Raw genomic sequence first — 19,339 nt, forward strand, 5'->3', positions numbered from 1 at the left:
GTTCGAACGAACGGTGTTTTTTCAATCCCAACTCGCAGAAGCAGAATTACCAATCACAACATTTTGAATTTTGTGTCTATAATGATTATAATGATAGAAAATAGATAAGAGGGTGCAGAAAATGGAACATTTGCCTACTTCATTACTGACGGATATATTAACTGAAAAAATCAAAAGGGATTCAAGTGAACAATACGGGGAGTTTGTCAGCTCGCTTAACTCGTTGACAGAAAACCAAAAAACCATGGAGGACCTTAAACAATTCGATCACCATTTTGATAGGTTCCTGCCACAACTCGATTTAATGATTTCCACTCAAAACCATGAAGCGATCATGAATATGAAAGCGACGCTTTTGGACCTATTCGCCAATGACTTAACCTTCAAATCCATCTTTCTTCTATCCACAGCATTATCGAATAAAAAAGAACTTACACACTTGAACCAATTTATGTACCCGGTTACTTACTGGGCCCCGGTGATCAAGTCAAACGAATTGCTTAAAAACGCAGGCTGATTCAAATAAAAAACTGCCAAAGGTCTAACCTCGGCAGTTTTTTATTTATCCTTAAGTATGTACTGATCAAACGACATACCCTAATATTTTTAAACGGTTCTCAACAAAACTCAGCGCATATTGAAATACATCATCACGTTCTGGTTCATTGAAGATTTCATGATATAGCTTAGGCCATTCCTTATATTGCTTTTCACTGGCCAAGTTATAATTAAACCACTCACGAACCGCCTTCTTGTTCACGACTCGGTCATCTCCGCCCTGCATGACCAAAAGCGGCACATCCTGGAAATCAGGAATTTCTTCAAAAGCATCCTTCATAGCCTGTGCAAGCTCGCGATACCAGCGAACCGAAACCTTTGTGATATATAATGTATCGTTTCTATCGGATTCACGGATTTCCGCACTTCTCGTCGCCATTTCAGGTGTCAATCCGGATTCAACCCTGAACTTAGGCATCACGATATTCAAACCATGCGAGATGGTTGTCAGGAACTTCGGCGGCTTCGTCACGAGGCCCAAGCATGGAGAAGAAAGAATCACCCCTGCAATGTCCCATTCCTCTTCCTGAAGAAGGCGTATCGAAATCAAACCGCCCATGCTGTGTCCAAGTAAAAAGACCGGCAACGAATATTCGTAAGCCTCTTCTATCCAGCTTTTCACTTCGTCCAAATACTCATCAAAGGAATCGATATGTCCCCGGTAGGCGCGAGTTGTCATACCCTGCCCAGGAAGGTCGCCCATGACGACATGGTATCCAGCCGAAAGCCACATTTGTGTTACCCACTTATAACGTCCGTGATGTTCCATTGCCCCATGAATGATGACAATGACGCCCTTTGCGTCTCCTTCTGTCTCCCATTTCCACATTCGAAATCCCCCTTTCACTTTTCACTTGTTGTGTACGATCCATGATAGTTAAAATAATATATATAAATTATAACCATATTCGTGATTTTCGACAAAAAAGAAATCTAACAAGTTGTACATTGCTATTATAAATAGCCAAGTGTATTTGCATACGGTATATTAAAATAATACATAAAAACATTCACTTCGGAAAGGAAATGATTGAAAATGATTATTTATCCGTATAAAGGCAAAGAACCTGAAATCGCCGAAAGCGCTTATATTGCTGAGAATGCTGTCGTGACAGGTGATGTCAAAATTGGCGACGAAACATCAATTTGGTTCAATTCCGTCATTCGCGGTGATGTATCCCCAACCATCATCGGGAAAAAAGTCAGTATACAGGATAACAGCGTCCTGCACCAAAGCCCAAATAATCCATTGATCATCGAGGATGAAGTAACCATTGGCCATCAGGTCATTTTACATAGCTGTAAAATCCGTAAAGGAGCTCTGATCGGCATGGGATCGATTGTACTTGATGAAGCTGAAATCGGCGAAGGAGCCTTCATCGGTGCCGGCAGCCTCGTTCCACAAGGTAAAGTCATTCCACCGAACATGCTGGCATTCGGACGCCCAGCTAAAGTCATTCGCGAAATCAACGAAGAAGATCGCCAGGATATGGAACGCATCGTTCGCGAATATGCCGAAAAAGGACAATACTATAAAACGGCGGAACGCATAAAGTGAATTGACTGAAAGTTACGAGTATTGTACTCAAACTCACGAGTATTTGCTACAAATTCACGAGTATTTACTCCAAACTCACGAGTATTTACTCCAAACTCACGAGTATTTGCTCTAAACTCATGAGTATATGCTTTAAACTCTCGAGTATACGCTCTAAACTCTCGAGTATACGCTCTAAACTCTCGAGTATATGCTCTAAACTCTCGAGTACTTGCTACAAACTCTAGAGTAACGCTTCAACCTCACGATTTGATGACCCAAACAAACTTGTAAACGACTTTAACTCACGAGTTTTGCACGTATTTTATATTTCTTTGGGATTTCTTGAATTATTCCCGCTGACGGCAAAATTAATCCACAAAAAAAAGGTGTCCCGCAAATTGCGGGACACCTTTTTTATATGATTTACGCTTGTGCTTTTAATGTTTCTGCTTTGTCCGTGCGTTCCCATGGAAGATCGACATCTGTACGGCCAAAGTGTCCGTAAGCAGCTGTTTGTTTGTAGATCGGGCGACGAAGGTCAAGCATTTTGATGATGCCAGCTGGACGAAGGTCGAAGTTAGCACGAACTAGGTCAACAAGGACTTCTTCGCTAACTGTACCAGTTCCGAACGTATCAATTGAAATCGATACAGGCTCTGCCACACCGATTGCGTATGCCAATTGAACTTCCGCTTTGTCGGCAAGGCCGGCTGCCACGATGTTTTTCGCAACATAACGAGCAGCGTATGCAGCAGAACGGTCAACTTTAGTAGCATCCTTACCAGAGAATGCACCGCCGCCGTGACGAGCGTATCCGCCGTAAGTATCAACGATGATTTTACGTCCAGTAAGACCAGCATCCCCTTGAGGTCCGCCAATTACGAAACGGCCAGTCGGGTTGATGAAGTATTTAGTTTGAGCATCGATCAATTCAGCTGGAACGACCGCTTTGATCACATGTTCTTTTAGATCGGCTTGAATTTGTTCAAGCGTAATTTCAGCATCATGCTGTGTAGAGATAACGATCGTATCTACACGTACAGGACTGTTATTCTCATCATATTCCACAGTTACCTGTGTTTTACCATCAGGGCGTAAGTAAGCAAGAGTTTCATCTTTACGAACTTGAGCCAGGCGGAATGAAAGTTTATGCGCCAATGAAATCGGAAGCGGCATAAGCTCTTCTGTTTCATTACAAGCAAATCCGAACATAAGACCTTGGTCCCCTGCACCGATTGCATCGATTTCTTCCTCTGACATGTTTCCTTCACGAGCTTCCAATGCTTTATCGACTCCAGCTGCGATATCGGCAGACTGCTCATCAATGGAACTCAACACTGCACAAGTTTCAGCATCGAAACCGTATTTCGCACGTGTGTAGCCAATTCCTTTAATCGTATCACGAACGATACGCGGAATATCCACGTAAGCGGACGTTGTAATTTCACCAGCAACAAGTACAAGACCTGTTGTTACACTAGTTTCACACGCAACACGTGCATTTGCATCCTTAGCTAGGATAGCATCTAAAATGGAATCTGAAATCTGATCACAAATTTTGTCCGGATGGCCCTCTGTAACAGATTCAGAAGTAAATAGACGTTTCTTTGACATCATATTTCCTCCTTGGAAGTTAGTATGTTGTAGGCATAAGCCTGATTTTTACGGAACTCGTTTCCCTCATTAGTTTCAACTATAGACACAGAATTACTTATGAAAAACACAAAAACCTTCCCTGGCAAATGAGGAAAGGTTTAAAATTCTGTCTTCTATCCTTTCACTCTTATCGTTCAAGGGTTTTTACCTTGCTCAGGTTAGCACCATCACCACTATTCCTTGAAGATCTTCGCTTTATTTTCGGCGATCGATCTTGGAGTCAAGTTCAATATGGCAGGTTGCTGGGTTTCAAAGGGCCTGTCCCTCCACCAACTCGGGATAAGAGAATCCGTACAATTTAAGATATTATCGTATCTGGTTGGAATTTGTCAATGCTTTTCTAAAAAGAACATTTCCGCCCAGTATGGCTTTCTTTTTAAAAAAGTGTTGATACAGCGTCTTAGAAGGGTTTACAATGCAAAATACGAATAGAAATGTTGGAAATTGCCATTAATAATAAGTATTAAGCATACGAAAAACGACTTCACCATTGGAAATATATTGCTTACTTACTTCCTATTAAAATAAAATTGACTTCATTAAAGTATATGTGATAATCCTGACTCGGTTCCTGCCGGAATAAAATGATTAACGCGGCCAGCTGAAAATAATCACAAATTAGAAGAAATAGTATAGACTATTTAAATGAATGTGTTATACTAATTGTAATCTAAAAACTTAAACAAAGGAAGGTACCTCATATATGAATTCTGTAGATGTTTCTAATGAGTTACACCAGTTATTAACAGGAAACAATGTGCAAACTCAACTTTCAGTTCCTCAATTGGTCGAAAAAGTATTAAGCAGAAATGAAGGCGTTTTAACATCAACCGGCGCAGTAAAAGCTGAAACTGGCAAATATACTGGTCGTTCACCTAAAGATAAATTTATCGTGGAAGAAGCATCCGTTAAAGATAAAATCGATTGGGGTTCAGTGAACCAGCCAATTTCCGAAGATGTGTTCAATAAACTATATAATAAAGTAGTTGACTACCTAAAAGCAAAAGAAGAGATTTTTGTTTTTAAAGGTTTCGCTGGTGCAGACGAATCATCTCGTCTTCCAATCCGTGTTGTTAATGAATATGCTTGGCATAACCTTTTCGCCCATACTTTGTTCATCCGTCCAAATGAAGAGGAACTAAGAGGTCACGAAGCTGAATTCACAATCCTTTCTGCACCTAACTTCAAAGCAGACCCAGAAGTGGACGGAACCACTTCCGAAACTTTCATCATCGTTTCATTTGAACGCCGTACCATCCTGATCGGCGGAACGGAATATGCAGGAGAAATGAAAAAATCGATCTTCTCGATCATGAACTACTTACTTCCAGAGGCTGGAATCCTTCCAATGCATTGCTCTGCTAACGTAGGACGTGAAGGGGACGTCGCTTTATTCTTCGGTCTGTCCGGTACAGGCAAAACAACTTTATCAGCAGACACTAGCCGTAAACTGATTGGCGATGACGAGCACGGCTGGTCTTCTAATGGCGTATTCAACATCGAAGGCGGCTGCTATGCGAAAACGATCAATCTTTCACGTGAAAAAGAACCACAAATTTTCGATGCAATCCGTTTCGGTGCCGTATTGGAAAATGTTGTTGTTGATCCGGATACACGTGAAGCGAACTATGATGACAGTTCATTGACTGAAAACACTCGTGCTGCTTACCAAATGCAAGCGATCGATAACATCGTGAATCCAAGTATTGCAGGACATCCAAATACAATCATTTTCTTAACAGCTGATGCTTCAGGCGTTCTGCCTCCAATCAGCAAGCTTTCCAAAGAACAGGCAATGTTCCACTTCCTAAGCGGATACACTAGTAAATTGGCTGGTACTGAAAGAGGCGTAACTTCACCGGAAGCTACATTCTCCACTTGCTTCGGATCTCCATTCTTACCTCTTCCAGCTCAACGCTATGCTGAAATGCTTGGTGATAAAATTGACGAGCACAATGCAAAGGTATACCTTGTCAACACTGGATGGACTGGCGGAGCATACGGAACTGGAAGCCGTATGAAACTTGCTTACACTCGTGCAATGGTACAAGCGGCACTTGAAGGTGAATTAGCGAACATCGAAACGATCAAAGATGATATCTTCGGCTTGGATATCCCGCTTCATGTTCCTGGTGTTCCTGATGAAGTGCTTCAGCCAATCAAGACTTGGGCAGATCCTGCCGCTTATAAAGAAGCAGCAACGGACCTTGCCGCACAATTCCGTGCTAACTTCAAGAAATTCGGCAGCGTTCCAAGTGAAATCGAAGAACTTGGCGGACCGACAGCTTAATAAATTGTACACAAAAGGACCAAGCTCTTGCTTGGTCCTTTCAGTTTGTCGACAAGAAATGTCTCATCCCGAACCATGATTTCAAAACATTTCTTCGCTATCCTTCATTCATTGTTTACTTTTTGAATGGAATCCTCAGAAATTTGCTACACTCCTGCCACTCGCTCTCCAAAACCCCGCTAGATACATCAGCGAGGAGTCTTGGCAGACAGTCGGCGGAAATGAAGCGGATATAATTCGTGGACCTAAAAAAATAAATGCTTCGGAGTCCGAATAGTTAGGTGTAGATCGAATAAATTCGTGGACGGTCGATTTTAGTGCCCTGTAGGTCGATTTTCTGCGATGAACGGTCGATTTTAGTGCCCTGTAGGTCGATTTTCTGCGACAACGGTCGAATATAGTACCCTGTAGGTCGATTTTCTGCGACAACGGTCGATTTTAGTGCCGTGTAGGCCGATTTTCTGCGACAACGGTCGAATAATGTGCACTGTAGGTCGATTTTCTGCGTAACGGTCAAATTTAGTGCCGTGTAGGTCGATTTTCTGCGACAACGGTCGAATAATGTGCACTGTAGGTCGATTTTCTGCGACAACGGTCGAATAATGTGCACTGTAGGTCGATTTTTTGCGGTGAACGGTCGAATAATGTGCCGTGTAGGTCGATTTTCTGCGACAACGGTCGAATAATGTGCACTGTAGGTCGATTTTCTGCGGTGAACGGTCGAATTTAGTGCACTGTAGGTCGATTTTCTGCGACAACGGTCGAATACAGTGCCGTGTAGGTCGATTTTCTGCGACAACGGTCGAATACAGTGCACTGTAGGTCGATTTTCTGCGACAACGGTCGAATAATGTGCCGTGTAGGTCGATTTTCTGCGACAACGGTCGAATACAGTGCCGTGTAGGTCGATTTTCTGCGGTGAACGGTCGAATTTAGTGCCCTGTAGGTCGATTTACTGCGACAACGGTCGAATATAGTGCCCTGTGTCGATTTTCTGCGATGAACGGTCGAATATAGTGCCCTGTACGTCCAATAACGGCGTCATAGGTCAATAAGTACGGTTTAGGCCGAATAATGGCGGCAACGGCCTAATATATGGCTAGCCAAGCCCCCTCCAGATTGTTTGGCGGGGGCTTGGCGGAAAGGGAGCGGATTTAAACTGAAACGTTTCCACAGTTTCTGAAAGGACCAAGCTCTCGCTTGGTCCTTTTCTTCATTGATTTTTTGTCCTCCGTTCTTCCTGCCAGATGATGCTATTCAAAAAGGGCACTGTCATAGTCAGCGCCCCTTAATCCTTATTACAATATCGATATTTGTCCAAGTTTTTAGATGATCGCTTTATTCCTGGCTTTTTTCATGGACATCGTTTTGTATTGATATATATTGCCCAGATTGGCCACCGGGACATCTGTTTTAGTTGCATCAATGCAATTGCGTGTATCCAAAATCAATTTATTTCTCATGAGATTTGATAAATTATCATAATCCATTTGTTTAAATTCATCATGGTCGGTCAGGACAAGTATCAAGTCGGCATCGTTTACAGCGTCTTCCACTGATACGACTGGCATCTTTCCAGATTGGACATGAGGGTCATGCAAGGATACATCCATGTTTTCCATCCCCATCAAGATATTGACGACATCAATGGCGGGACTTTCACGAATATCATCTACATTTCCTTTGTATGCAAGACCGAAAACAGCTACTTTTGGCTTCCGGATCCCCTCTAGCATCATCCTTACGGAATTAACGATATAATAAGGCATCGATACGTTGGTATCGCGGGCCAATTTAATGATTCTCGCTTGCTCTGGTGCCTTTGCAACGACGAAATACGGATCGACCGCTAAACAATGGCCGCCAACTCCTGGTCCTGGTTGGTGAATATTTACACGAGGGTGTTTGTTTGCCATCGATATGACATCCAAAACATTGATATCCAGCTCGAAACAGATTTTCGTCAGCTCATTCGCAAGGGCGATATTGACATCCCTGAAGGTGTTTTCCATTAGTTTGGACATTTCAGCCGTTTTCGCATCCGTCTGAATGATTTCTCCTTGAACGAAGGTTTTATAAACAAGACTTCCTTTATATGAGCATGTTTCCGTGATGCCCCCGACGATACGGTTATTATGAACCAACTCTTCAAGAATCCTTCCAGGTAAAACACGCTCCGGACAATGAACTAGGAAAATGTCTTTTCCGATTGTAAGGCCCGACCTCTCGATCATCGGTCTAATATGATCATCCATGCTTCTTGGCGCAATCGTCGATTCAATAATGATGACATTCCCTTTTTTGATAAAAGGAAGAATGTTTGAGGTTGCATCCATGACATGAGTTAAATCACATGATTGATGCATGTCCTTTTTATTTGGAGTAGGAACTGCGATAATGAAAACATCCGCTTGTTCCGGGCTTAACGCAGCTCGGAACTTATTGGAATTAAGCACTTCTTGCAATACCTCCTCCAATCCAGGTTCTTCGATATGAAGCCTGCCGCTATTCAAATTGGAAATAATCTCAGGATGGATATCCACGCCGACAACATCGACACCGTGTTTCGCAAACATTAAAGAAGTCGGAAGTCCTATATAACCAAGTCCTATTGTACAAAGTTTCATATAAACCACTCCTATCTATTTTTCTGCTACACTCAAATTTGTTAGGCTGTTTGATAGATTTCGATAAAGATTTCCTTCTCTTGTTTCCAATTGTATTTCTGCCGCGCCTTCAGGCAGTTATTGCTCATTTCCGCCCTTTTTTCAGGATGTTTCAATAAGTAATTGACGCCTTCGGCAATTGATTTTGGATCATGTGAATCGACACATACACCGATTTTTTCCGTATCGACAACCTTTTGAATTTCAGGAAAGCTGCAGGCAACCACAGGCACACCGCTCATCATGTATTCAAACAATTTATTTGAAGATGCGGAGTAGTGATTAAAGCAGACATTATTCAATATCTGAAAACCTAAATACGCATTTTTTGTATAATGGAGCAGCTCGTCGACCGGAACCTTCGGTAAGAACTTCACACGATGCTCCAGATTCATGTCGCTTACTTTTTTCACTAAATCATCCTTGATTCTTCCATCTCCGATAAAAACTACCGTCCCGCCCTCAATCATCGGTACAGCATCAACCAATTGCTCTAACCCTCTTCCCATTTGAACGCCGCCTTGGTATAGCAAAATCGGTTCATTCTCTGGCAAATCGAGCAGCTCATGCAAATTCACGGCCGTACTTTCCTCCGGATTGGTTGGAATCGGGTAGTTATGGACCACTTTGGGATACAGACCATATAAGTCTTCGTTATACTTAGCTCTCGTATGGTTTTCGGCAATCATTTCATCCACGAACATTAATAGGAATTTCTCCATCATCCCGTAAATTCGGCTATTATATCCCGTTCTGCTCGTTTGTACTTCATGCGAGTCATAAATCAGCTTTTTCCTTCTCAACCATTTACTGCTGATCGCTCCCTGCATGAGCGTATTCAAGTCATTTGAATGATAAAAATCATATTTCCTTTTCCGGCCATGATAGATCATTTGACCAAAAATGTAGCTCCTCGTTAATAGTGTCGGCAGCTTCGTTTTAGTGATCATCAGGGTGCCCATCGCAAGGAGTGCAAATGAGCCGAACAGTATTGCCGATCCCAACCAGCCGTTGATCAAGTTCAAGTTCCACAACGTATTCCAGACCAATAAGGCCAATAGAACGATTTCAAACTTCTTTTTCTTCAATTTGCCTACGATCCTGAGAATCCTATGAAGCGCATCCCAGCGATTATTCACCCTAGTGACAGTGAAACCATTTTCGTGTTTCTCCTTTTTGGGCAAACCCTCGATTTTCCAGTTATGAATGGCAATTAAATCGACTTCATAACCCGCTTCAGTAAGTGCTGTGCATTCTCTTAGAACCCTCGCATCGTTTGTAAAGTGATTCCACACGAACATACATACATTCTTCGCCATGTTGTCCTCCACTTCCGGATTTTTCAGCCTGACGCTTCCATCACATTGATGAGACCTTTAATATTTTTAGACCATTGAAAATGTTGTTTAGCATACCGATGACCGTTTTCCCCCAGTTCTTCACGAAGGGCTGGATCTGAGGCCATGGTCAAGATATGCTGACAGATTTCATCAACATTTCTGCTCTCTGCCACCAACCCGCATTTCGCCTCTGATAGCATCTTCTTGGCCCTGCCGTCCACATCACCGACAATGGGTATTCCGACACACATATAATCGATGATTTTACCAGGCAGCACCTTATTGAAGACTTCTTTTTCAACCAAGCTCACATAGGCAATATGGGACGTTGAAACTTCATGAAGAGTCACTCTTCGATTCATCGCATTAATCATCTTAATATTTGTCAGCCCTCTAGAGCTTATCTCCTTCTCCACTTCGGATATCCGATATCCATATCCAATCATCGAGAACTCGATTTGTTTATGTTCCCTTAGCTTTTCAGCTACGGCTATCAGCTTTTTCAAGTCCTGGGCCAGTCCGATATTCCCCGCATAAACGACCTTGATTACCTTTTCCGATACAGGTGTAAGCAAGTTCTTTAACGTCAGCTCATCCGCAGTAAGCGAATTGGGGATGTATTGGATGGCCTCTTCCTTGACTCCCTTTGCAACGATATAATCCCTGAAACCAGGACTATTGATGATAATGAAATCTGAAAGCCGATATAGCTTCCTTTCCAGGAAGAAAGCGATTTTCAAAACCCACTTATTATTAAATACTCCCACTCCTATCAACGATTCCGGCCATAAATCCCTGACATCGGTAATGAGTTTCGCCTTCATCTTTTTCTTGGCGATCAACGCCGCCAGTGTCGGGAAGATTGGCGGAGTCGTGGCAAACACGTAATCATATTTTTTTTCGAGACGGATGATTGTATAAATGAAAAGCCACATCGCTTCAAGATAATGAAGCAACCGCTTCCCCATATTGCTTGTATACCTCTTCACTTTGTCCGGTTTGATCCTGATGACATCTTCTTCAATGCTTTCTTCATCCCAAAACTTTGTATCTTGATATAAACTTTGATTAGGATAACTCGGCTTCAATGTGATGACCGTTACCTCAAATCCGTTTCTTTTCAAATGGAGATATATATTTTTCATTCTATTTCCCGCACTTCCGATTTCCGGATAAAAGTTTTGCACGATCATCAGGACGCTTTTCATATTCGCCTATCACCTCTATTCTGCTTTGCTTACTTCCTGCTTTATATTGTAAATGCCAGATATTAACTGGAGGTTAAAGAAATATAAAGTCCCTATTAATATTGTAAAAATTCTGTTAATTATTGTTTCATTTTTATATTTCCCATGAACTTCCCGTTATAATGGGGGAGACATTCAGAAGGGGAGGAAATGAGCATGCCTAAACAACGTATTAAGGTCATGACCGTATTTGGTACAAGACCAGAGGCTATCAAAATGGCACCAGTCGTTTTGGAACTGAAAAAGCATCCAGAAGAAATAGAAACCATCGTGGTGGTCACCGCCCAGCATAGGGAAATGCTCGACCAAGTCTTGCAATGTTTTAAAATAAAGCCAGATCACGATTTGGATATGATGAAGGATAGACAAACATTAGAAGAGATTACAACTCGAGGGCTTGAAAAATTGAGTTCTCTCATGAAAGATATAAAACCGGATATCGTCCTCGTACATGGGGATACAACAACAACTTTCATTGCAAGCTTGGCCGCTTTCTATAATAAGATACAGATTGGTCACGTTGAAGCTGGTCTCCGGACTGGTAATAAGTATTCTCCATATCCTGAAGAAATGAATAGGCAGCTGACAGGTGTCCTGGCTGATTTGCACTTTGCGCCAACAAATCAGGCGGCAGAGAATCTAATTTTGGAAAATAAAAAGAGTGATTGTATTCATATTACTGGAAATACGGCAATCGATGCGTTGAAAACAACAGTACGGAAAGATTATGAACATCCGATTCTATCAGGTTTGAATGGGGATCGCATGTTATTGATGACAGCGCACAGACGAGAAAATATCGGAAAACCAATGGAAGAAATATTCCGTTCCGTCAAACGGCTGCTTGAAGATCACAAGGATATCCAAGTTGTTTTCCCGCTTCATAAAAACCCAGTAGTCCGTGAAATTGCTTACCGGATTTTTGGTGAAACACAAAGACTTCACTTAATAGAGCCGCTTGAGGTGCTTGATTTTCATAATTTTGCGGCGCATGCCCATCTAATATTGACAGATTCCGGAGGTGTGCAAGAAGAAGCTCCCTCACTTGGTGTTCCTGTCCTTGTGTTACGCGATACAACAGAACGTCCGGAAGGAATCGATGCTGGTACCCTTTTATTGGCTGGAATTGAGGAAGAACGAATTTATGAATTAGCCACAAACTTACTTACAAATGAAGAAACCTATAAAAAAATGGCGACAGCCTCCAACCCATATGGAGATGGATTCGCTTCACAACGCATAGTTGAAATCCTATTGAAACATTGCGAAATGAAGTCCCCCCTTCCATTATGAAAGAAAAATATAGTAATGAAAAAATCCTGTCACGTAAGCGGCAGGATTTTTTCATTACAAGGTAGATTCGCTCCAGATTAAGGTGGGGAAATGAACATGACTCACAATCGAAAATGCAGCTAAGCCCCCTTGAATATAAAGGAGGATAAGATCTCCCTGTCGAATTGATAGTCATGACATGAAACAGGAGGATTAGTATGAAAAATCAAGTTACCCCCTATTTAATCTTCAATGGACAAGCAAAAGACGCATTAGCCTTTTATGCAGAAGTATTTCAAGCAGAGATTACCGATATGCAAACCTACGGTGAAGCTGATTTCCCAACACCTGAAGAAGCGAATGAACTTGTTCTGCATGCAAAAATCAAAAAAGGCGATATGTTGATCATGGTATCCGATACTTTTCCAGGCAATCCCTTTGATGCCGGGAATAATGTAGCATTGGTCCTCGAATGTGAAAGCGACTCGGAAATCCAGCATTTATATGAGGTTATGTGTGAACAAGGATTATCCTTAATGGAACTGCAAGATACCTTTTGGGGAGCTAAGTATGGTAAGGTCAAGGATAAATTCGGCATTCACTGGGACTTGAATTTCACAAAATGAATGTAAAAATGGCCGAAAATACGATTTGTATCCCCGGCCATTTTTAATAGAATCATTCACGGAAACGATGCATCAAAACACATGAAAATAATTAAGGACATTTTTTCCAATCAATAAAATCGTGACGCAAATAAATAATATACGTACATAGGAAGCACCTTTTTTAATTGCGAAGTTCGTTCCTACCAGTGCTCCTGCGACCATTGCAAGACCCATCGGAATTCCATAGGCAAAATTAACGGTCCCCATAGATAAGAAAATGATAAGTGCGGCAATATTGCTTCCAAAATTCAATATTCTTGCATTCCCGGCAGCCTGGACAAAATCAAACCCAATGATCAAAAGTGAAAATAATAAAAAGGAACCTGTGCCTGGTCCTAGAAAACCATCATAAAAACCAATCGCAAATATTATGACTATTAAAAGAATCATTTTCTTCCTTGTCAGCCCTTTATACTTTGCATCTTTACCCCAATCCTTTTTTACTAACGTATAAATCGCAACAACGATCAATAAAATCAAAATGAGGGGCTTCAGTATCTCTGCGGAAACGAAATGTACAACGTATGCTCCTAACGCCGCTCCAATCACAGTAATCGGAAACAGCTTGATAACGAATTTGAAATCCACTTTTCCAGCCCGAATGAATGAAATCGTACTCGTTAAAGATCCCATGGTACCCGCCAGCTTGTTAGTGGCAAGTGCCGCTGAAGGCGAAATCCCTGTGAACAATAAAGCCGGAATGGAAATTAAACCGCCCCCGCCCACGACGGAATCGATGAATGCGGCAATAAAACCCGCAAGTACTAAAAATAACAAAGTATAGAGATTGATATCCTCCATGTATTCCCCTTCTTTCAAAAAGCACTATCTAAAATGCCATTACTCTTTTTCATTTAACCCTTCCTCTGAAATGACAGTGAATCCATGCCGCCTAAGCAAAGCCGCGGTCACTCCATTCCCGACCTCTTCTCCCCCTTGAATTCCCCATTATAAATCGTGGCACTCCCACAGGATGGACTATTTTCTTTTAAAACGACTAACGTTGCCCCTACCTCCTGGGCTTTCAATAACGTAAGATTCGCTCCCTTTATGTACAATTCCGTTACATCCCGGCCCGACTTTTCGATGATCTTCGCTTTTCCATCAAGGACATCGCCACCTTCACCGCCGACTATCTCAGCAGGCTCCCTCGGTGTCGAAAAACCGCCAAGCAACTCAGGACAAACCGCTATAGCCTTTTTCTCCATCATTAATTCCATAATTCCATCATCCAGGCTATGTGTACCATTGTATCTTACCTCATGCCCCGCCAAACAAGCACTCACCAATATCATCAAATCACCCCACCTCATGCGCTTTCCACCATTTTACCACGTAGGTTGGATTATTGGTGCAGAGGTCGAATTATGAGCGGTTACGGTCGATTTTGTTGATGCGTGGGTCGATTTAGTGTTTACAGTTGATTTTGTTGATGCGTGAATCGATTTATGGGCGTGTATGGTCGAATTGTTGGTGCGTGGGTCGATTTATGGGCGTGTACGGTCGAATTGTTGGTGCGTGGGTCGATTTATGGGCGTGTACGGTCGAATTGTTGGTGCGTGGGTCGATTTATGAGTGTGTACGGTCGAATTGTTGGTGCATGGGTCGACTTATGGGCGTGCACGGGCGAATTATTGGTGCGTGGGTCGATTTATGAGTGTGTACGGTCGAATCTATTGGTGTGTGGGTCGAATTATATGCGGTTACGGTCGATTTTGTTGGTGCGTGGGTCGATTTATGAGTGTGTACGGTCGAATCTATTGGTGCGTGGGTCGATTTATATGCGGTTACGGTCGAATCTATTGGTGCGTGGGTCGATTTATATGCGGTTACGGTCGAATCTATTGGTGCGTGGGTCGATTTATGGGCGTGCACGGGCGAATTGTTGGTGCGTGGGTCGATTTATGAGTGTATACGGTCGAATCTATTGGTGTGTGGGTCGAATTATATGCGGTTACGGTCGAATCTATTGGTGCGTGGGTCGATTTATATGCGGTTACGGTTGAATTGTTGGTGCGTGGTTCGATTTATGGGCGGTTACGGTTGAATTGTTGGTGCGTGAATGGAATTTTGTGCGTGTATGGTCGAATTGTTGGTGTGCAGCCTGAATTTTTCGCACATCTGGTCGAATTCTGCCACACAATCAAAAAAAGCGCTTGCAGCGAAGACGATTCCCGGCAAGCGCTTGTCTATTTAGTTAGTTGAGTTCAGTGATAGTAGTTGGTACGTAATGATGGTCTTTTCACTGGTCCATTCAATTTTTTGGATAACGGCTGTTCCGCTTGAGTCGGATTGAATGGTTTTACGGACATCGATTGGAATATCGATAGGGTATAACCTGTATCCAGCTTTCGACAGCCGAAAAATGTTTTCTTCTTCACGGGTTTCGTTCCCTTTTGTCACGATCATGGTATTTAGCTCCATAGGCATGCCCATGTGTATCTCCTCCTTGCCAATATACTTAGTATATACTTCATTCTATCATTATTCGGTTTTACTTTTCATCCAAGATGTTAAATCTTCGACTACTTTTCTGTTCACGGCCGGTGGGAAGTAATGTGTGAATTGAGGGAAATACCAGCTTTCGACCTCTTTGTCATGCATTTTCAATCTTTTTTCCAACCGGTACGCGTGTTCTATGGCGACATTGTCATCTTTTTCACCATGAATGATCAGTACGGGTACATTCAAATCTTCAATCACAAACAATGGCGTACGGTATTCATATTGATCGGGGCATTTTTTAGGTGTACCGCCGATGACCCGCTTCATCATCCGACGCATATCGACACGTTCGACATATGTTAAAAACATATCCGACACTCCACCCCATGTGACGATCGACGCTGCATTCCTACAGTATATCCCCGTCCAAAGCGCCATGATGCCCCCACGGGAAAATCCAAGGATATGAATGTGATCCTTATTCACTCGGGGATGCTGTTCAAGAAGATTGAATCCTGATATCGCATCGAATCGATCTTCGCCTCCAAAATCCTCATCTCCCTCTCCGCCTTGATTCCCACGGTAAAAAGGGGCAAAAACGATGAAACCTTCTACGGCATACTGCACGATCCTAGCGGGCCTCACCTTGCCGACATTTTTAATACCGCCGCGTAAATATAAGAAGGCATCATGTATTTCGCCATCAACAGGTTCAGCCAGCAACCCCTTTACCTTCAGGCCTTGTGATATGTACGTAACTGAATAAAGATGGATTCGTGGATGCGGTGATGGAAACCGCCGTTTTGAAATAATTGTTCCGTTCTCCAATTTCCACTCTCCTTTCTCATTAATCTTATTGTAAAACATCCGCTTGTTTTTATCCCCTGCGAGGCATTCACATTTTTTTCTTCAGTTCATACGATAATGTAGGCAAAATACCTATATATCAAGGAGGAAGGAATTTTGAAAAAATGGTGTAAAGCTGGTGTCGTATTTTTACTTCTGTGCATGCTGGTGGTCCCGCTTGGAGCATGCGGCAACAAGGAACAGGAAACAACGAAGGTCAGGGTTGCCGAAGTAACCCGCTCCCTTTTCTATACACCTCAATATGTAGCGATTGAAAAAGGATTTTTTAAAGATGAGGGTCTCAGCATTGATTTGAAAACGACGGCAGGCGGCGACAAGACGATGACCACGCTTCTGTCCGATGGGGCGGATATTGCTCTCGTTGGCTCTGAAACATCGATTTACGTTCAGGCACAAGGTTCGAACGACCCCGTCATCAATTTCGCTCAATTAACACAGACGGATGGAACGTTTCTTGTTTCACGTGAAAAAATTGACAACTTCAATTGGGATATGCTGAAAAACTCTACATTCCTAGGCCAGCGAAAAGGCGGGATGCCGCAAATGGCCGGCGAGTTCGTATTGAAAAAACATAACATAGACCCGAAAAAAGATTTGAACCTCATCCAGAACATTGATTTTGCGAACGTCGCAACTGCCTTCGCTTCAGGAACCGGCGATTTTGTTCAACTGTTCGAACCAACGGCCAGTGTTTTTGAAAAAGAAGGAAAAGGCTATATCGTCGCGTCTTTCGGCACAGAGTCCGGTCATCTTCCCTATACAGTTTATATGGCTAAGGAAAGCTATTTGAAAGAAGACAAAGAGACTGTCGAAAAATTCACGAGGGCATTGAAGAAAGCACAGGATTGGGTTCAGGAAAATGATGCTGCCGAAATTGCCGATGTCATTCAGCCGTATTTTGAAGATACCAATATCGAGACGATGGAAACAGTTATCAACCGCTACAAAGAACAAGGATCCTTTGCCACCGACCCCATTCTTGATGAAGAAGAATGGAACAATCTGCAAAACATCATGGATGAAGCAGGCGAGCTGCCTTCACGCATAAGCCATGAAGAGCTGGTCAATACAGATTTTGCTGAAGAAGTTACAAAATAGCATAGCTAAAGGTAAGGAGGATGTCAGATGAGCTTTTTAAAAATCCAAGACATTCACCATACTTATTTTTCAAATCAGACGGCAGCGACCGCACTAGCGGACATTTCCCTCGACATTGAAAAAGGTGAATTCGTCTCTTTTCTAGGTCCGAGCGGCTGCGGAAAAACCACCCTGCTTTCCATCATCGCCGGGCTATTTCCGCCCACTGCAGGAAAGATCCTGCTCGAAAACAAACCGCTGAAAGCCAACAGTGACCTTTCAATCGGCTATATGCTGCAGCAGGATTATCTCTTTCCATGGAAGACAATTGAAGAAAATATATTATTAGGATTGAAACTGATTAAAAAGGATGAAGGCATTGAGAGAATAAAAACGCTGAAACTTTTAAGTGACGTTGGATTGGGAGGCACCGGAAAATTATATCCGCGCGAACTCTCTGGAGGAATGAGGCAAAGGGCTGCACTGGCACGGACACTGGCGGTCGACCCAAAAATCCTTTTGCTTGATGAACCGTTTTCGGCTCTTGATTACCAAACGAAGTTGAAGCTGGAAGACCTTGTTTTTGAAACTCTTAAATCCTTCGGAAAGACAGCTGTGCTCGTCACCCATGATATCGGTGAAGCCATAGCAATGAGTGACCGCATCTATCTGTTTTCTGCGAACCCGGGAAGCGTGCACAAAACCTTCAAGGTGCCCGATGAACTGCGGGAACTCTCACCTTTCCATGCACGCAACCATCCACAGTATCCGACGCTATTCCAAACGATCTGGAAGGAGCTTGAGAGCCTTGAATATTGAACAGCTTCATAACCAATATAAAACCTCATTAAAAAAAGAAAACAGGCTCATTCGATTTTATCAGATCCTGATTTTCATCGTTTTTTTCAGCAGTTGGGAACTTTTATCCAGAATGGAAGTGATCGACCCGCTAATCTTCAGCTCCCCAACTAAAGTGTGGCATCTTTTCATACAGAAATTGGGTGATGGAACACTTCTATCCCATTCCGGAGTGACCCTATTCGAGACAGTTCTCGGCTTTATCATAGGGACACTGCTTGGAACGATCCTGGCATCCCTGCTATGGTGGTCGCCAAGATTATCCAAAACTCTTGACCCCTATCTCGTCATTTTAAATGCCATGCCGAAAGTGGCACTCGGCCCCATCATCATCGTAGCATTCGGCCCTGGCTTTCCATCCATCATCTCGATGGGGGCGATCATCTCCATCATCATCACCACCATCGTCGTCTACACCGCATTTCGCGAAGTGGACCCGAACTACCTGAAGGTGCTCCAAACTTTTGGCGCCACAAGAACACAAGCTTTTCGGGAAGCCATATTACCCGCCTCCTTCCCAACGATCATCTCAACATTGAAAGTGAATGTCGGCCTCTCCTGGGTCGGCGTCATCGTAGGGGAATTCCTTGTTTCAGCCAAAGGACTCGGCTACCTAATCATTTATGGCTTTCAAGTCTTCAACTTCACCCTCGTAATGCTTTCCTTAATGATCATTGCCGTATTTGCCACAATCATGTATCAACTAGTAGAACTGCTCGAGAGAAAATTAATCAAAGACTAACCAAACTGCCGATAAACCTCGGCAGTTTTTCATTCATGCTTGAGGTGAAAAATGAATTTAGTTCAGTTTCGGATGTTTTACTCGTGAGTTTCGGCGATTTACTCGTGAATTCC

At 42.8% G+C, this 19,339-nt stretch carries 16 protein-coding genes, 1 pseudogene and 1 riboswitch; of the genes and pseudogenes, 8 read left to right on the top strand and 9 right to left on the bottom strand.

From position 1 onward, the window contains the following. The first annotated feature begins 121 nt into the window (after window positions 1-121). The gene (locus ACQKMF_RS23030; protein WP_101225560.1) at window positions 122-517 is read left to right on the top strand and encodes a hypothetical protein; all 396 of its coding nucleotides are present in this window, start codon (window positions 122-124) and stop codon (window positions 515-517) included. Between the two features lie 66 nt (window positions 518-583). Here ACQKMF_RS23030 and ACQKMF_RS23035 read toward each other — a convergent pair whose 3' ends face one another. Continuing rightward, window positions 584-1,387: an alpha/beta hydrolase gene (locus ACQKMF_RS23035; protein WP_101225561.1), complete on the bottom strand. Its 804-nt coding sequence runs from the start codon at window positions 1,385-1,387 to the stop codon at window positions 584-586. A gap of 210 nt (window positions 1,388-1,597) precedes the next feature. Here ACQKMF_RS23035 and ACQKMF_RS23040 point away from each other — a divergent pair, with 210 nt between their 5' ends. Beyond that, window positions 1,598-2,116: a gamma carbonic anhydrase family protein gene (locus tag ACQKMF_RS23040; protein ID WP_063234974.1), complete on the top strand. Its 519-nt coding sequence runs from the start codon at window positions 1,598-1,600 to the stop codon at window positions 2,114-2,116. Window positions 2,117-2,521: 405 nt separating this feature from the next. Here the strand turns inward: ACQKMF_RS23040 and metK are convergent, their stop codons facing one another. Beyond that, complete coding sequence (metK, locus tag ACQKMF_RS23045; RefSeq protein ID WP_427575139.1) at window positions 2,522-3,715, bottom strand: methionine adenosyltransferase; 1,194 nt, start codon at window positions 3,713-3,715, stop codon at window positions 2,522-2,524. A gap of 163 nt (window positions 3,716-3,878) precedes the next feature. Next, a riboswitch (SAM riboswitch) is annotated at window positions 3,879-4,040 on the bottom strand. Window positions 4,041-4,457: 417 nt separating this feature from the next. Between metK and pckA the strand changes: the two genes are divergently transcribed. Further along, window positions 4,458-6,044: a phosphoenolpyruvate carboxykinase (ATP) gene (gene pckA / locus ACQKMF_RS23050; RefSeq protein WP_101225563.1), complete on the top strand. Its 1,587-nt coding sequence runs from the start codon at window positions 4,458-4,460 to the stop codon at window positions 6,042-6,044. A gap of 1,325 nt (window positions 6,045-7,369) precedes the next feature. Here the strand turns inward: pckA and ACQKMF_RS23055 are convergent. From ACQKMF_RS23055 to ACQKMF_RS23065, 3 genes are read right to left on the bottom strand one after another with little or no spacing between them, the layout of a single operon-like run. After that, window positions 7,370-8,671, bottom strand: coding sequence for a nucleotide sugar dehydrogenase (locus ACQKMF_RS23055; protein ID WP_101225564.1), 1,302 nt, complete (start codon window positions 8,669-8,671; stop codon window positions 7,370-7,372). Window positions 8,672-8,712: 41 nt separating this feature from the next. Continuing rightward, the gene (locus tag ACQKMF_RS23060) at window positions 8,713-10,029 is read right to left on the bottom strand and encodes a glycosyltransferase (RefSeq protein WP_427575142.1); all 1,317 of its coding nucleotides are present in this window, start codon (window positions 10,027-10,029) and stop codon (window positions 8,713-8,715) included. A gap of 23 nt (window positions 10,030-10,052) precedes the next feature. Continuing rightward, window positions 10,053-11,258, bottom strand: a complete 1,206-nt coding sequence (locus ACQKMF_RS23065) for a glycosyltransferase family 4 protein (RefSeq protein WP_363320614.1) — start codon at window positions 11,256-11,258, stop codon at window positions 10,053-10,055. Window positions 11,259-11,453: 195 nt separating this feature from the next. On the opposite strand from ACQKMF_RS23065, the gene wecB reads away from it, so the two are divergent. Further along, a complete protein-coding gene (gene wecB / locus ACQKMF_RS23070) occupies window positions 11,454-12,590 on the top strand; it encodes a non-hydrolyzing UDP-N-acetylglucosamine 2-epimerase (protein ID WP_427575144.1) in 1,137 nt (378 codons plus the stop codon). Window positions 12,591-12,787: 197 nt separating this feature from the next. Next, window positions 12,788-13,195 carry a VOC family protein gene (locus tag ACQKMF_RS23075; RefSeq protein WP_427575146.1) on the top strand — a complete coding sequence of 136 codons (408 nt, stop codon included), beginning with the start codon at window positions 12,788-12,790 and terminating at the stop codon, window positions 13,193-13,195. A gap of 72 nt (window positions 13,196-13,267) precedes the next feature. Here ACQKMF_RS23075 and ACQKMF_RS23080 read toward each other — a convergent pair whose 3' ends face one another. The 4 genes and pseudogenes from ACQKMF_RS23080 to ACQKMF_RS23095 form a co-directional block, all read right to left on the bottom strand. Beyond that, complete coding sequence (locus tag ACQKMF_RS23080) at window positions 13,268-14,038, bottom strand: sulfite exporter TauE/SafE family protein (RefSeq protein WP_260359142.1); 771 nt, start codon at window positions 14,036-14,038, stop codon at window positions 13,268-13,270. Between the two features lie 39 nt (window positions 14,039-14,077). Further along, a pseudogene (locus tag ACQKMF_RS23085) lies at window positions 14,078-14,532 on the bottom strand (DUF523 domain-containing protein). Between the two features lie 898 nt (window positions 14,533-15,430). Next, the gene (locus ACQKMF_RS23090; protein WP_101225571.1) at window positions 15,431-15,673 is read right to left on the bottom strand and encodes a DUF2584 domain-containing protein; all 243 of its coding nucleotides are present in this window, start codon (window positions 15,671-15,673) and stop codon (window positions 15,431-15,433) included. A gap of 48 nt (window positions 15,674-15,721) precedes the next feature. Beyond that, entirely contained in the window at window positions 15,722-16,510 is a 789-nt protein-coding gene (locus tag ACQKMF_RS23095; protein WP_230178498.1) for an alpha/beta hydrolase family protein, read from the bottom strand. Between the two features lie 180 nt (window positions 16,511-16,690). Between ACQKMF_RS23095 and ACQKMF_RS23100 the strand changes: the two genes are divergently transcribed. From ACQKMF_RS23100 to ACQKMF_RS23110, 3 genes are read left to right on the top strand one after another with little or no spacing between them, the layout of a single operon-like run. Then, window positions 16,691-17,647: an ABC transporter substrate-binding protein gene (locus ACQKMF_RS23100; RefSeq protein ID WP_101225594.1), complete on the top strand. Its 957-nt coding sequence runs from the start codon at window positions 16,691-16,693 to the stop codon at window positions 17,645-17,647. 27 nt (window positions 17,648-17,674) lie between these two features. After that, window positions 17,675-18,445: an ABC transporter ATP-binding protein gene (locus tag ACQKMF_RS23105; RefSeq protein ID WP_101225573.1), complete on the top strand. Its 771-nt coding sequence runs from the start codon at window positions 17,675-17,677 to the stop codon at window positions 18,443-18,445. Further along, complete coding sequence (locus ACQKMF_RS23110) at window positions 18,435-19,226, top strand: ABC transporter permease (protein WP_230178500.1); 792 nt, start codon at window positions 18,435-18,437, stop codon at window positions 19,224-19,226. Before ACQKMF_RS23105 ends, ACQKMF_RS23110 begins: the two co-directional genes overlap by 11 nt. The last annotated feature ends 113 nt before the right edge of the window (window positions 19,227-19,339 follow it).

Source organism: Peribacillus sp. NPDC101480 (genome assembly GCF_050277335.1).
Lineage (GTDB): Bacteria > Bacillota > Bacilli > Bacillales > DSM-1321 > Peribacillus.